This is a genomic window from Colwellia sp. MB3u-55, assembly GCF_014076785.1.
Lineage (GTDB): Bacteria > Pseudomonadota > Gammaproteobacteria > Enterobacterales > Alteromonadaceae > Colwellia_A.
Genome location: NZ_JACGUS010000120.1, coordinates 94,284 through 108,728 on the forward strand (window position 1 = coordinate 94,284; position 14,445 = coordinate 108,728).

Below are 14,445 nucleotides of genomic sequence, written 5' to 3' on the forward strand. Positions count from 1 at the left end.
AATTATCCTGCGCTAATAGTTATTTCGGTGTCGGCCTGAATACTGATCGCTTTTGATAAGAATTGCCAAAGTTCGCCACCACCACGTTTGTCTGTCCATTGGCTATCTTCACACTGAAAATGATGACCATTAAATTTAGTTGCTACCCATATTTCCTGCAAGGGTGCTTGTTTATTAATGATGACTTTGCTACCACTTTTAAAGGTGAGAGTTAGCATGCCACCCACACCTTCATAATCAATGTCGGTACCACAATCTTCAATGGCTTCTTCTATTTGAAGAATAATTTCATCGGCAAGTAAATTGTATTGGCTGTCGTTCATTAATGCTTCCTTTTCTAGCGCAATGAAATTTATTCATCTTTGCTAGCTATTTGTTGGTCATGGGATTATAAAACGTCTATCATGATAAAAAAATCGAATAAATCAAGTATGCGTAAACAAAATTCAATTATTTTAGCGTTTTTTATTATACCAGTGCTTTTAAGTGGATGTGGAATTAAAGGTCCACTAACGCAAAAATCTGTGCAAGTAAAAGTACAGCAGCAAACCGAGCACGCTAATACACAGCCAAAACCAAACTCACCAGCACCAAAATCGCAGGAAAATTAATCGTGGATTTTTTCAATTACAAAAATACTTCACTGTATGCTGAAGATTGTGCCGTTACTCAACTTGTTAAGCAACATGGTACGCCGTTATATATATATTCACGAGCGACTATTGAGCGCCACTGGCATGCGTTTGACCAAGCGGCTGGTGATAAACCACATTTAGTGTGTTATGCGGTGAAAGCCAACAGTAACATTGCCGTACTCAACGTGATGGCACTTTTAGGTAGTGGTTTTGACATTGTTTCAAAAGGTGAACTTGCTCGTGTATTACAAGCTGGCGGTGATGCCCGCAAAGTGGTGTTTTCGGGCGTTGGCAAAAAATCAGATGAGATTGCTTTTGCACTAGAAAAGGGTATCTACTGTTTCAATGTTGAATCAGCTGCAGAATTAACGCGTATTCAGCAGGTAGCCGAGCGGATGAAAATAACTGCACCGGTCTCTTTAAGAGTAAACCCTGATGTAGATGCTGGTACGCATCCTTATATATCGACAGGCTTAAAAGAAAATAAATTTGGTATTAGTATTGATGATGCCTTTGAGCTTTACCAACACGCCAATAGTTTATCAAATATTGCTGTAAAGGGTATTGATTGCCATATTGGTTCGCAGTTAACTGAAGTACAACCCTTTTTAGACGCACTTGATCGAGTACTCGCACTTGTTGACCGCCTCGCAGAGGTAAATATTAGTTTATCACATATCGATGTTGGCGGCGGTTTAGGCGTATGTTATAACAACGAAACACCACCTCACCCTAACGAATACGCGAAAGCGATTGCGGATAAGTTAGCCGATCGTGATATTACACTGATTTATGAGCCCGGTCGTGCCATTATGGCTAATGCTGGAATTTTAGTGACCGAAGTTGAATTACTTAAAACGAATCAAGATAGGCATTTTGCGATTGTTGATGCTGCAATGAATGATTTAATTCGTCCGTCGCTTTATCAAGCATGGCAAGCGATTATCGAAGTTGAAAAAAATGAAGTCACCAGTAAAAAAACTTACGACATTGTTGGTCCTATTTGTGAAACCGGTGATTTTTTGGGTAAAGCTCGAGAACTAAGTATCGTGGCTGGTGATCTCTTAGCGATACGTTCATCGGGTGCCTATGGTTTTTCGATGAGTTCAAATTATAATAGTCGTCCAAAAGCGGCTGAAATTATGGTTGATGGTGAAAAAAATCATTTGATCCGTGCTCGGGAAACACTTGAGCAATTATGGCAAGGCGAGTCTTTGTTACCAAAATAAGTATTAAATTGAATATGGGAAGTAAATGTTAGTTAATTTTTCAAAAATGCACGGTTTAGGTAACGACTTCCTAGTACTAGACAATGTTACCCAGAATGTTTATTTGTCTAATGAGCAAATAAAGCAGTTATCCGATCGTAATTTCGGTGTCGGTTTTGATCAAGTGTTAGTGGTTGAGCCACCGTACGATCCCGATTTAGATTTTCATTATCGCATCTTTAATGCCGACGGTAGTGAAGTTGGGCAGTGTGGCAATGGTGCTCGTTGTTTTGCTAAATTTGTGCGTTTAAAAGGCTTAACAAATAAAAATAAAATTAAGGTGTCGACACAGTCAGGCAAGATGACCTTATTTGTTGAACGTGATGGTAACGTTTCAGTGAATATGCCAACACCTAAGTTTGAACCAAGCCAAATTCCATTTACTGCCCAAAAAGTAGAAGGTACTTACATTCTTCGCAGTGATGAAGACACCGTATTGTGTGGCGTGGTTTCTTTAGGTAATCCACATTGTGTGTTGACAGTTGACTCGGTTGATGAGGCTCCTGTTGAGACGTTAGGTAAAGCTTTGTCACATCACGAACGCTTTCCCCAGCAAGTGAACGTTGGCTTTATGGAAATTGTTGCCCCTGACTATATTAAACTTCGTGTTTATGAACGTGGTTCCGCTGAAACGTTAGCCTGTGGTAGTGGTGCTTGTGCAGCGGTAGTTATTGGCCAAATACAAAATAAATTAGGTCGAGATGTTACGGTGGAATTACCGGGCGGTAAGTTAAAGATTTATTGGAAAGGACCGGGTAATTCAGTCAAAATGACCGGCCCAGCCGTACATGTATTTGACGGGCAATTAAATTTATAATCGGCATAAAGTTAGCTTATTTAACTATTCAAGATATAGAGAATTAATTTGAACGACTCAACCCCAATACAATTAGATGAAGTAAGTTTAACCGATGATCTCATTGTTGATTACTTACATGATAACCCTGAATTTTTTAATCGTAATCCTGAGCTGATCACTAGCCTTCGTTTATCCGATGTTCATCGTGGCACAGTCTCGTTAGTGCAAAGACAACAAAGCCAGCAACGTCAAAAAATTCATGGTCTAGAAGAAGAAATCACTCAACTTATGGCGATAGCTAACCATAATGAACAGCTTTTTGCTTTGTATAGCGACTTATATTTACGCTTATTAGATTGTAGCTCCGCGACTGAGTTGCTTGATTGTTTGTACCAAGCCACCACTGAATTATTGTCATTATCGGGTTTAAAAGTCTGGTTAAAAGAAAATACTGAGGTTAGCCATGCTAGCATCGTTAAAAACGATTGTGCAGGGGTGATGAATAATCGTTTATCCAAAGATGATTATTATTTTGGCCGCTTACAAAAAAGCGAGCAAGAACTTATTTTTTCGCAACATCAAGAAGGCTCTGTGGTCTTAATTAAGCTAAACCATATTAATGATGACATTGGCTTTATAGCCATAAGCAGTGCCGACGCCGACCACTTTGATCCACGCATGGATACTTTATTGCTTAGTCAATTTAGAAAGCTGGTGGCAAAATTACTTTTTCAACAACTGTATAAATAACACAAACAATGAAATTTTATCGTCGCTTAACCCCTTTCCAAGCCATTAGTTTTGACCTTGATGATACCCTGTATAGTAATTATCCGGTAATGATGGCAACAGATGCCAAAATGGTTGCTTATTTTTCGGCACTTTTCTCATTACAGACAATTGCCACTCATGCGACAAAAAACATTATTTTTGATTATCGCTTTTGGTCGCCTTTTCGCGAGCAAGCTATAGCAGCGAACCCACAATTAATACACCATATGGGTGATATGCGTTTAGCCACTTACACCTTAGGTATGAAGGTATTGGGTTTAGCTGATGACATTGCCAATGACCAAGCACAAAAAGCGTTAGATTATTTTGTCCAACAACGCAGCGATTTTGTTGTGCCAGAAGCGGTGCATCAATTATTACAAAGCCTACAAAAAAAATATCCCTTGGTGGCCATCAGTAACGGCAATGTTGATACAGATAAAATAGGTATTTCAGCTTATTTTAGCTATCGATTTCATGCCGGTGATTTATCAACGACAGCTTTAAATAAAAATCAACGACTACGACAAAAGCCCGCAGCAGATATGTTTGCCGAAGCTTGCGAAAAATTAATAATAAAACCGTCACAACTACTACATGTTGGTGATTGTGGCCGCTCTGATATTCTAGGTGCTATCGATGCAGGCTGCCAAACCGCATGGATTTCTTGCTATGACGTTGGTAAACCACTAACTGTTCTACCTAATATTGAGTTAGCAGATATTAGCGAATTGTGTCACTTGTTATAATTTCATCTATACTTACTTTCTACTTTTCTAAGGTTATTTTTCCGTTATGGACGTTTCTGAACTACTTGAGTCACTCAATGAAAAACAACGAGATGTTGTCGCCGCTCCACTACAAAATATGTTGGTATTAGCTGGCGCAGGAAGTGGTAAAACTCGGGTGTTAGTGCAACGTATTGCCTGGTTAATGCAAGTTGAAAACGCCTCTTCTCATAGTATTTTAGCTGTTACTTTTACCAATAAAGCCGCAGCAGAAATGCGAGTGCGTGTTGAGAAAACAGTTGAAGGTAATGTTCATGGTATGTGGGTCGGTACTTTCCATGGTTTAGCCCATCGCTTACTCCGTATGCATTTTCAAGAAGCTAAATTACCACAGAATTTTCAAGTACTTGATTCAGATGATCAACTGCGCTTAGTTAAGCGCATTGTACGTTCGTTAGGTATTGACGAAAAACGTTGGCCACCCAAGCAGATGCAGTGGTATATCAATGGAAAAAAAGATGAAGGCATTCGTCCACAGCACATAGAGGTTTATGATGATCCCACTGAGCAAACATTTGTTAAAGTTTATCAAGGATATCAAGAAGCTTGTGATCGAGCCGGTTTAGTCGATTTTGCCGAGTTATTACTGCGTGCCCATGAACTATGGTTGAATAATCCCGTTTTGCTTGCCCATTATCAGCAACGCTTTAAGCATATTTTAGTCGATGAATTTCAAGACACCAATGCTATTCAATACGCCTGGTTAAATATTCTAGGTAACGCATCGAGTAAGGTGATGATTGTTGGTGATGACGATCAATCAATTTACGGCTGGCGTGGCGCAAAAATTGAAAATATTCAGCGTTTTCTTAATGAATTTGACGACACAAAAACTATACGTTTAGAACAGAATTATCGCTCCACAGCCAATATTCTTAATGCGGCTAATAAACTTATCGCCAATAATAATAACCGCTTAGGTAAAAAGTTGTGGACCGAAGATGAAGCGGGCGAAAAAATATCTATTTATACCGCATTCAACGAGATAGACGAAGCTCGCTTTATTGCAGGTCGAATTACGGATTGGCGTAAAGAAGGCAGCTTAGATGATGTCGCTATTTTATATCGCAGTAATGCGCAATCTCGTTTACTCGAAGAAGCGCTCTTGCAGAGTCGCTTACCTTATCGTATTTACGGTGGTCAACGTTTCTTTGAACGTTTAGAAATTAAGGATGCACTTGCTTACTTACGCTTACTAAATAATCGCGATGATGATGCGGCTTTTGAACGTATTATTAATACCCCAACACGTGGCGTTGGTAATACTAGCCTATCGTTAATACGTGACGCTGCGCGCAGTTTAGAAATGACATTATGGCAAGCGTGTCAATTCATGCTAAAAAATGATGAATTGAAAGGACGAAGTGCGAAAGTCATTCAAAATTTTATTAATATTATCGACACTCTCGAAGATGACTCTAGTCACCTTGACCTCGACCAACAGGCCAACTATGTTATTCATCACAGTGGTTTAAAAGCCATGTATCAAGCTGAAAAAGGTGAACGTGCCGAGGCAAGAATAGAAAACTTAAATGAGCTTGTTACGGCTTGTCAGACATTCGAAGCGGACCCAGAGTTAATAGAAGAACAAACAAAACTCACCTCGTTTTTAACACATGCTGCCCTTGAGGCTGGCGAGTCACAAGCCGATGATTATGAACCCGCTGTGCAGTTAATGACTATGCACTCTGCGAAAGGTTTAGAGTTTCCATTAGTGTTTATTGCCGGCTTAGAGGAGGGAATGTTTCCCTCACAAAAATCAGTAGAAGAAATAGGTCGTTTAGAAGAGGAAAGGCGTTTATGTTACGTCGGCATGACACGTGCTATGAATAAGCTATACTTGTGTCATGCAGAAAGTCGCCGACTTTATGGACAAGAAAAATTTCATAAAGCCAGTCGCTTTTTACGTGAATTACCTCCTGAGTGTACCGAAGAAATAAGATTACAAAACCAAGTGACTCGTCCATCAACTAAAGGCAAGTTTTCTTCGACTTTCACCCTGGAAACTTTTGAGAACAGCGGCTTTAGTTTAGGACAGTCAGTTGTTCATGCTAAATTTGGTGAAGGCGTTGTCTTAAATTATGAAGGTTCAGGAGCTCAAAGTCGTATTCAAGTTAATTTTGCTGGTGTAGGTAGTAAATGGCTAGTGGTCGCCTATGCTAACTTACAAGCCATCGTTTAATATCACATGAAAATAATTGGTTCTTTCATGTGATGCCATTATAAAAATAAGGTATGAGATTATATGTCAATGCAGTTACTTGTAGTAGAAGACAGTAAGCCTATTGCTCGTGTTATTAAGCAAATTGGCGAGGCATTAAATTATCAGGTAACTATTGCTACCACACTTGCCGAAGTAGAAGATATTTTACAGGGCAAAAATGATTTTTTTGCAGCCACTATAGATTATGCCTTACCAGATGCTCCCAATGGCGAAGCAATAGCTTGTGTGCTCTCTCATGGTATTCCAAGTGTCGTTATGACAGGTAAAATGGATGAGACTACTCGACAGCAAATACTTGCTCAGCCCGTTGTTGACTATATTCCTAAAGAGAATAGTCAAGCTTTCCTTTATTTAAAACGTATTTTACATTGGCAAATAACCAACAGCAGCACAGGTATTCTTGTAGTTGATGATTCTTTAGCGGCACGAAATTATGTTTCTCAGCTCTTAAAACGCCGCAACTTTAATGTTTATTTAGCCAATGATGGTGTGCAAGCGCTAGAACGCTTAAAGCAGCACAAAGACATTAAATTGGTGATCACCGATCTGGAAATGCCTATAATGGACGGTATCGAATTAACCAATGAAATCCGTAAAAGTTATAGTCGTGATCAACTCGCTATTATTGGTATATCTGGAGCAGACAACGGTATGCATTCGGCTCGCTTTATTAAAAATGGTGCTGATGACTTTTTACGTAAACCTTTTTGCCCAGAAGAGTTTTATTGTCGAATTACCCAAAATATTGAGAATTTAAACAATATTGAACAAATCCAAAAAGCAGCAAACGTAGATTATTTAACCGACTTACCTAACAGACGTGCTTTTTTCTCTAAAGCAGAACAACTGGTGCCGCAATATATTAAAAGAGATATGCCTTATTGTGTTGCTATGCTCGACATTGATTTTTTCAAAAAAATCAATGATAACTACGGAAATGATGCTGGCGATCATGTCTTAAAAGTACTGGCATTATATATGCGTAAACATCTAGGATCAGGTTTGCTGGCCCGCTTAGGTGGTGAAGAGTTTGCCGTCTTAATGTACGGTACTGATGAGGATCAACTCTACACTAAATTAGAGGATCTTCGTCGAGAAATTTCTGTTTCTCAGCTAACTTTTGAAGAGCACCATATTGCCTTTAACATCAGCATAGGCTTAGTTTGTAATAGTAAAGAGACGTTTGCTAAACAACTGAATCAAGCGGAAAGTGCGCTTTATAATGCTAAAGAAAATGGCCGCAATCAATTGAGTCTTTTTGGCATTGATGATTAACGCTTTAGTTAAAATTTATATATTAAAGTAATGCCGAGCTTGAATTAACTTATAGGTGTTTTTTTTTATAAAAAAAAGTAAAGTGGTCAAACTATTTTAACAACAGGGTGCACTAAATGCAGAAAAAAATAATGCTCATGAGCAAACCTTTGCTGATGTTGTTTTGTTTTTTTATTAGCACCTCAAGCTCAATTTTTGCCCAGAAAATTGATAGTGAGCAAGTTAAAGCCGCTTATATTTACAATTTTATTAAACATGTTAGCTGGCAAAATGAAAATAATAAACAGCAATTTGTTATCGGTGTTTATGGTGATGATACTTTTGCTGCTTTGCTTAATAACACCTTGGCTAAGCGTGTCATTAGAAACAAGCCAATCAAAGTTATTGTCATAAAAAATATCGAAGCGGGTAAACAAACCGACTTGTTTTTTACTGCTGCCAATAGCAATACTGAAATAGCCGATATTGCTGCCATTCTTCGCAGTAGCAACACACTTTTGATTACTGATAACAGTATTGATAAGCATAATGTGATGATCAATCTAGTTAACGATGCTGAAAATTCTGCGATAGATTTTGAAGTGAATAAATCAAATATTGTCTTTGAGGGTTTGGTGATGTCTGCTGAATTATTATTGTCAGGGGGGACTGAACTTCAGGTGGCTACCTTGTATAGAGAAACAGAGTTGGCATTACAAGTCATTAGGGCGCGTGAAGCAAGGTTGAACCAAAAGTTAACCGATCAAGAAAATCAAATATCCTCAGCAAAAGAAAAGCTTAATACCTTAAATAAGAATTTAACACAGCAAGAAAAAATGGCAGGTAAGCGTCAGCAAGAGCTAAATATCCTAAAGATAGATACTGAACAACAGCAACGCTCGATAAAAACCAAAGAGCTGCAATTACAGCAAGTAGCAACCCAGTTAAAAGTAGCAAAAACAATCTTAGAGAACCAGCAAAGCTCGGTTGTCAATAAAGAACAAGAAAATAGGGCTATGGCTGAAAAAATATTGACTAATAAAGATATTTTGCAACAGCAACAGCAACAAATAAGTTTTCAAGCCATGCAATTAAATAAAAAAAATCAAGAGTTAGATAATCGCGAGGAACGCATTGATAAACAGCGAATTTATTTGATTGTAATGGCGTCCTTTCTTACCCTGTTAGTAGTGATTTCAGGATTGGTGGTCGTACTTTTTGTTAAAAATAGGCAGACAACACGAACATTAACTCGTACGCTCGAAAATTTACAAAAGATGCAAAAGCAATTAATTCAATCTGAAAAAATGGCGTCGTTAGGCACTTTAACTGCAGGAGTTGCCCATGAAATTAATACCCCACTTGGTATTGCGGTAACATCAACAAGTTCAGCTTTAGAAAGTACCCTAAAGATTCGTAAAAACTTTGAAACAGGCAACTTAACCCGCACGGCGATGGAACATTACTTTAATGGTATGGAGAAGGCTTCTAACTTGAATACGAACGCTTTAGAGCGTGTTATTGAGTTGTTGAATAACTTCAAGCAAGTCGCAGCAGATCAAATGGTGGGTGAAGAGCGAGAAATTGATTTAGTCAGTTATATTGAAGAGGTCATGTCAACGTTATCGGCAGAAATGAAGCGCTTTAGGGTGAGTTATCAATATAGCGGTGAAAGTGAATTGAAAATAACCACCATTCCTGGAGCGTTAGCGCAGGTGCTAACAAATTTAGTCACGAATGCGTTAAAGCACGCTTTTGAAAATAAAGCACAAGGCAATATTGCTATCGAGTTAACGAAAACCCAAGATGGTCATGTTGTTATTGTCTTTAAAGATGATGGTCATGGCATGAACCAACATGTGCTAGATAATATTTTTGAACCTTTCTTCACCACCAAAAGAAATTCCGGCGGTACTGGCTTAGGAATGAATATTGTTTATAATATTATATGTCAAAAACTACAAGGCAATATCAAAATTAAAAGTAAGCTAACACTAGGGTCTAGTTTTCATATTACCCTGCCAATAAAGCTTAAAGCCAATACTTAACTTAACTACATCGTCTTTTTAAATAGTGTCTACAGCATTATTAACAGTTAAAAACTACAGAGTAAGATCAAAATTAAAAGTAAGCTAACACTAGCTCTAGTTTTCATATTACCCTGCCAATAAAGCTTAAAGCCAATACTTAACTTAACTACATCATCTTTTTAAATAGTGTCTACAGCATTATTAACAGTTAAAAACTACAGAGTAAGATCAAAATTAAAAGTAAGCTAACACTAGGGTCTAGTTTTCATATTACCCTGCCAATAAAGCTTAAAGCCAATACTTAACTTAACTAAATTACATCGTCTTTTTAAATAGTGTCTACAGCATTATTAACAGTTAAAAACTACAGAGTAAGATCAAAATTAAAAGTAAGCTAACATTAGGGTCTAGTTTTCATATTACCCTGCCAATAAAGCTTAAAGCCAATACTTAACTTAACTAAATCACATCGTCTTTTTAAATAGTGTCTACAGCATTATTAACAGTTAAAAACTACAGAGTAATATCAAAATTAAAAGTAAGCTAGCAGCAGGCTCTAGTTTTCAGATTATTCAGATAAAAAGGCTTAAGGCCAGTATTTAATCAACCTTAGATATAATTTCGGCAATAAAATTAACGACTTAATCGTTCATTTAATGCTAATTTACGTTTTTCATTTCTGGCTTTTAGTGAGTCTACGCTATAAATAACCAAAGCTAACCAAATAGCAGCAAAGGTGACTAATTTAGCGGGCTGCAATGTTTCTTGATAATAGAAGGTTGCTAAAAAAAACATAATACTGGGTCCAATGTATTGAAAAAAGCCTAGCGTTGATAATGTTAACCTCTTTGCCGCAGCAGTAAAACATAGCAGTGGCGCTGTAGTAACTACGCCTGCAGCGATCAATAGCAGGTTTAAATTTGAGCTGTTTTCAAACATGTTAGCGGTATTAGTATTAACAAATAACAACCAATAAACAATCGCGAGCGGTAGCATCATGCTTGATTCAATTAATAAACCAACAAAAGAATCAAGGTGCATTTTTTTACGTAACAAGCCATAAATACCGAACGTTCCAGCAAGTGCTAATGAAATTACCGGTAATGAACCTAATACAACCAGTTGAATTAATACCCCACATAATGCCAGCGCAACGGCGAACTTCTGCATTTTTCGCAAACGCTCACCTAAAAAAATAACACCGAGTGCGACACTAAATAAAGGATTGATAAAATAACCTAAGCTCGCGTCTAGCAGATGATCATTGTTTATCGCCCAGATGAATAAAAACCAATTTACTAATAGAAAAGTAGCGGATAAGGCAAGTTTAGCCAATAACCTAGGTTGTTTGAGTGTATCGATTAATACGCGAGATCTTTTACTGATGATAACGATTAAAAATAACAGTAGGCTCGACCAAATAATACGATGCACCATAATTTCATCAGGGCTGATAGAAGAAATTAATTTGAAATAAATGGGCGCTAAACCCCAAAGCAGATAAGCACTAATCGCGTTAATTACGCCATTACGGTCTTTGTTATCAGTTACAGTCATGATTTTCAGTAAACTTTAGCAGTAAAAATAAAGAGCCGAATTATAGCACAATGATTTTTATTTCAGCGCTTTACTTGTTTGATAACCACAAATTGTTGGCGGTATATTGAGAATATTTTTGCTAACGTTATTCACTTTAATTAGCTAATAACTACTCATTTATAATGAATACCAGTTGCACATTTTTAACTAGACCTGAAACTAGCTATCGTATGAACACAAAGCCAGCACTTTGAAAACTAATCAGTGAAGATTAACCAACTAAATAAGTGCCAGTTCCAAAAGCAATGTGGTCACCTTTTTCGTTATGTAATTCCATGCGAGCAACAGCGACTTTATTGCCACTACGAATAATATGGGCTGTGGCGATAAACTCCTCACCACGACCTGGTCGTAAATAATCGGTACGCAGATCTATCGTTCCTAAGCAGCTCAAACTTTGTTGAATTGTTGTTGGTGTTTTGTGCTCAAGTTGTTCAATCATATTTGCTGCCACGACAACACCACCAGCAAAATCAAGGGCTGATGCAGTAACACCACCATGTAGCGTTTTCTGTAATGGGTTACCCATTAACTTATCTTGCCATAAAAAACGTACTTCTGAGGTATTACAATCAAATTTACTAACGGTTAGGCCCAGTAATTTATTAAAGGGAATGTTGTGTGACCAAAAATAAGTAAGTTGCTCAATCATCTGTTTTTCATCTAAATTATTTGTCATAATCCTTCCAATTTAGCCAGCAGATTTTTCTAACTGGTCTAATGTCTCATTGCAGCTTAGCACTTATCTTTCTAAGCATTCAAGAAATACTAAAACAGTGCTCTCGACTTTTCTTGTGACTGGGGTAAAATAACAATAATTGTTGTTTAATAAAGTTTACTCCGTTGCTAAAAGCTCCCCCTACAGTCTCACAAGCTCAGCTTGAAGATGCGTTAAAGCATCATTTTGGTTATCAAACTTTTCGAAGTGGACAATTAGAAATTATTCAGCAATTATTTCAGGGTCGAGACAGCTTAGTGCTTATGCCAACGGGTGGTGGAAAATCGATGTGTTATCAACTGCCTGCTGTATTATTACCAGGAATAACCATAGTTGTTTCACCCTTAATCGCTTTAATGAAAGACCAAGTTGATGGTTTGACTCGACAAGGTATTTCAGCAGCTTTTGTAAATTCAAGTTTAGATCAAGAAACAATCAATGATATTTTTGAGCGTTTATCTCGTAGTGAGCTTAAGTTGTTATACATAGCTCCAGAGCGTTTAAAAAATTATTATTTTATGCAACGCTTAGCGAGCATACAGATAAGTTTATTTGCTATTGACGAAGCGCATTGTATTTCACAATGGGGACATGATTTTCGGCCGGCATACACACAACTTCATACAATTAAACAACGCTTTCCATCGGTACCTGTTATGGCGTTAACAGCAACGGCCGACGTTACAACCCGAAGAGATATTCTTCTTCAACTCGCATTGACTGATCCTTATATTCACCTTGACAGTTTTGATCGGCCTAATATTCGTTTTACCTTAGCTGATAAATATAAGGGCGATCACCAAGTGTTACGCTACATTAAAAAGCGTGGTGATGATTGTGGCATTGTTTACTGTAGTAGCCGCTGGCAAGTTGAGAAGTTATCTAAAATGTTAGCAAGTGCGGGTGTAAATTGTTCTGCCTATCATGCTGGCATGGAAACAGAGATGCGCAATATTGTCCAAGATGGTTTTGCCAAAGATAATATTCAAGTGGTTATTGCCACGGTAGCTTTTGGGCTAGGCATCAATAAATCAAATATTCGCTTTGTGATTCATTTTGAACCTCCGAGAACACTTGAGTCATATTATCAAGAGATTGGCCGTGCTGGCCGAGACGGTTTAGTGGCAGAAGCGTTATTTTTATATGATGAAAAAGACGTAGAACGCATTACTAAGTATATAGCTGATGGTGATAATGAAGAAAGGGTGAATGTTGAACAACAGCGTTTTCAAGCGTTAAAAGGCTTTATTGAAGCTCAAACCTGCCGTCGACAAGTTGTACTTAATTACTTTGCAGAATTTACCACAAAAAAATGTGGTAACTGTGATATTTGTTTAGATCCACCCACTCAATTTGACGCTACTGAAGCCGCACAAAAAGTCTTGTCTTGTGTGTTTCGTATCAAGCAACAAGGTGATATTGAACATGTTGTGCAAGTGCTCAGAGGGGAGTTAACCGAAAAAGTTAGGCAACTGCAGCATGAAAAAGTGTCAACTTTCGCTATCGGTAAAAGTAAAACGCCAGGATATTGGTTTGCTATTATTAGACAATTGATTCATTTAGGATTTTTACAACAAGATATCTCTCAACAATCTGCGTTATTTTTAACACAAGCATCGCGTTCGGTGTTGAAAGGGGATGAACCCTTAATGTTAGCTTCACCAAGGTTGCAAAAAGCAAGTTATTGGCAACAAGATAAAACTGATAAACGTTATGACCGTGTCTTATTTGTTAAATTAAGAACTTTGCGTAAAACGATTGCTGATGTAGAGGATATTGCGCCATTCATTGTTTTTAATGATGCAACGTTGTCAGAGCTTGCGCGTATAAAGCCAAAAACATCACAGCAAATGCTAAATATTAATGGTATTGGTGATACAAAACTTGCCCGTTACGGACATGACTTTTTGCAGGTTATTCAACAGCATAATGCTTAAAACAAAAAACGCTCAATTGAGCGTTTTTTAATATTATTTTTTGATGAACCAGGTTCAACAATAATTATTGAGTTTATTTTAAACTAGCGTAATAAGCGGCAATATTCGCGATATCTTCATCACTCAAACCCATAGCCATAGGTCCCATGATTGCATTTTTACGTGTGCCAGCTTTAAAGGCTTTTAATTGGCTCGCCGTGTAAGCTTCTTTTTGTCCAGCAAGATTTGGGTACATTGGAACTGCAGAAATACCTGCAACACCATGACAAGCGGCACACATACCAGTTTTTGCTTTACCAGCAGCAACATCACCAGCAAAAACAGGAGATACCATCATTAAAGTAGCAGCAACAGCTAAAGTAATTTTTTTCATAACTTATTTCTCTCTTAGTCGTTAGGAATTTTACACTACATTCAGTATA

The 14,445-nt window shown here is 37.6% G+C and carries 13 protein-coding genes; 9 read left to right on the top strand and 4 right to left on the bottom strand.

Going from position 1 to position 14,445, the window contains the following annotated elements; translation table 11 throughout:
- Nucleotides 1-2: 2 nt before the first annotated feature.
- Complete coding sequence (cyaY, locus tag H4J66_RS15880; RefSeq protein WP_182175947.1) at nucleotides 3-323, bottom strand: iron donor protein CyaY; 321 nt, start codon at nucleotides 321-323, stop codon at nucleotides 3-5.
- Nucleotides 324-404: 81 nt separating this feature from the next.
- Here cyaY and H4J66_RS15885 point away from each other — a divergent pair, with 81 nt between their 5' ends.
- From H4J66_RS15885 to H4J66_RS15920, 8 genes are all read left to right on the top strand, one after another.
- Nucleotides 405-611 (top strand): lipoprotein, encoded by a 207-nt coding sequence (locus H4J66_RS15885; RefSeq protein WP_182175948.1) that lies wholly within the window; start codon nucleotides 405-407, stop codon nucleotides 609-611.
- Nucleotides 612-613: 2 nt separating this feature from the next.
- Nucleotides 614-1,864 (top strand): diaminopimelate decarboxylase, encoded by a 1,251-nt coding sequence (lysA, locus tag H4J66_RS15890; protein ID WP_182175949.1) that lies wholly within the window; start codon nucleotides 614-616, stop codon nucleotides 1,862-1,864.
- A gap of 25 nt (nucleotides 1,865-1,889) precedes the next feature.
- Nucleotides 1,890-2,720 (top strand): diaminopimelate epimerase, encoded by an 831-nt coding sequence (dapF, locus tag H4J66_RS15895; RefSeq protein ID WP_182175950.1) that lies wholly within the window; start codon nucleotides 1,890-1,892, stop codon nucleotides 2,718-2,720.
- Nucleotides 2,721-2,768: 48 nt separating this feature from the next.
- Entirely contained in the window at nucleotides 2,769-3,452 is a 684-nt protein-coding gene (locus tag H4J66_RS15900) for a DUF484 family protein (RefSeq protein ID WP_182175951.1), read from the top strand.
- A gap of 8 nt (nucleotides 3,453-3,460) precedes the next feature.
- Nucleotides 3,461-4,222, top strand: a complete 762-nt coding sequence (locus tag H4J66_RS15905) for an HAD-IA family hydrolase (protein WP_182175952.1) — start codon at nucleotides 3,461-3,463, stop codon at nucleotides 4,220-4,222.
- Between the two features lie 46 nt (nucleotides 4,223-4,268).
- Nucleotides 4,269-6,443, top strand: coding sequence for a DNA helicase II (gene uvrD / locus H4J66_RS15910; RefSeq protein ID WP_182175953.1), 2,175 nt, complete (start codon nucleotides 4,269-4,271; stop codon nucleotides 6,441-6,443).
- A 69-nt stretch (nucleotides 6,444-6,512) separates the two neighbouring features.
- The gene (locus H4J66_RS15915; protein ID WP_259368510.1) at nucleotides 6,513-7,760 is read left to right on the top strand and encodes a diguanylate cyclase; all 1,248 of its coding nucleotides are present in this window, start codon (nucleotides 6,513-6,515) and stop codon (nucleotides 7,758-7,760) included.
- 116 nt (nucleotides 7,761-7,876) lie between these two features.
- Nucleotides 7,877-9,787, top strand: a complete 1,911-nt coding sequence (locus tag H4J66_RS15920) for a YfiR/HmsC family protein (protein WP_182175955.1) — start codon at nucleotides 7,877-7,879, stop codon at nucleotides 9,785-9,787.
- A gap of 615 nt (nucleotides 9,788-10,402) precedes the next feature.
- Here H4J66_RS15920 and rarD read toward each other — a convergent pair.
- Together rarD and H4J66_RS15930 are read right to left on the bottom strand one after the other, a co-directional pair.
- A complete protein-coding gene (rarD, locus tag H4J66_RS15925; protein ID WP_182175956.1) occupies nucleotides 10,403-11,326 on the bottom strand; it encodes an EamA family transporter RarD in 924 nt (307 codons plus the stop codon).
- Between the two features lie 253 nt (nucleotides 11,327-11,579).
- Nucleotides 11,580-12,047, bottom strand: coding sequence for a thioesterase family protein (locus tag H4J66_RS15930; protein ID WP_182175957.1), 468 nt, complete (start codon nucleotides 12,045-12,047; stop codon nucleotides 11,580-11,582).
- Between the two features lie 164 nt (nucleotides 12,048-12,211).
- Here H4J66_RS15930 and recQ point away from each other — a divergent pair, with 164 nt between their 5' ends.
- Nucleotides 12,212-14,023 (top strand): DNA helicase RecQ, encoded by a 1,812-nt coding sequence (gene recQ, locus H4J66_RS15935; RefSeq protein ID WP_182175958.1) that lies wholly within the window; start codon nucleotides 12,212-12,214, stop codon nucleotides 14,021-14,023.
- Nucleotides 14,024-14,096: 73 nt separating this feature from the next.
- Here recQ and H4J66_RS15940 read toward each other — a convergent pair whose 3' ends face one another.
- Complete coding sequence (locus tag H4J66_RS15940; RefSeq protein WP_182175959.1) at nucleotides 14,097-14,396, bottom strand: cytochrome c; 300 nt, start codon at nucleotides 14,394-14,396, stop codon at nucleotides 14,097-14,099.
- Between the last annotated feature and the right edge of the window lie 49 nt (nucleotides 14,397-14,445).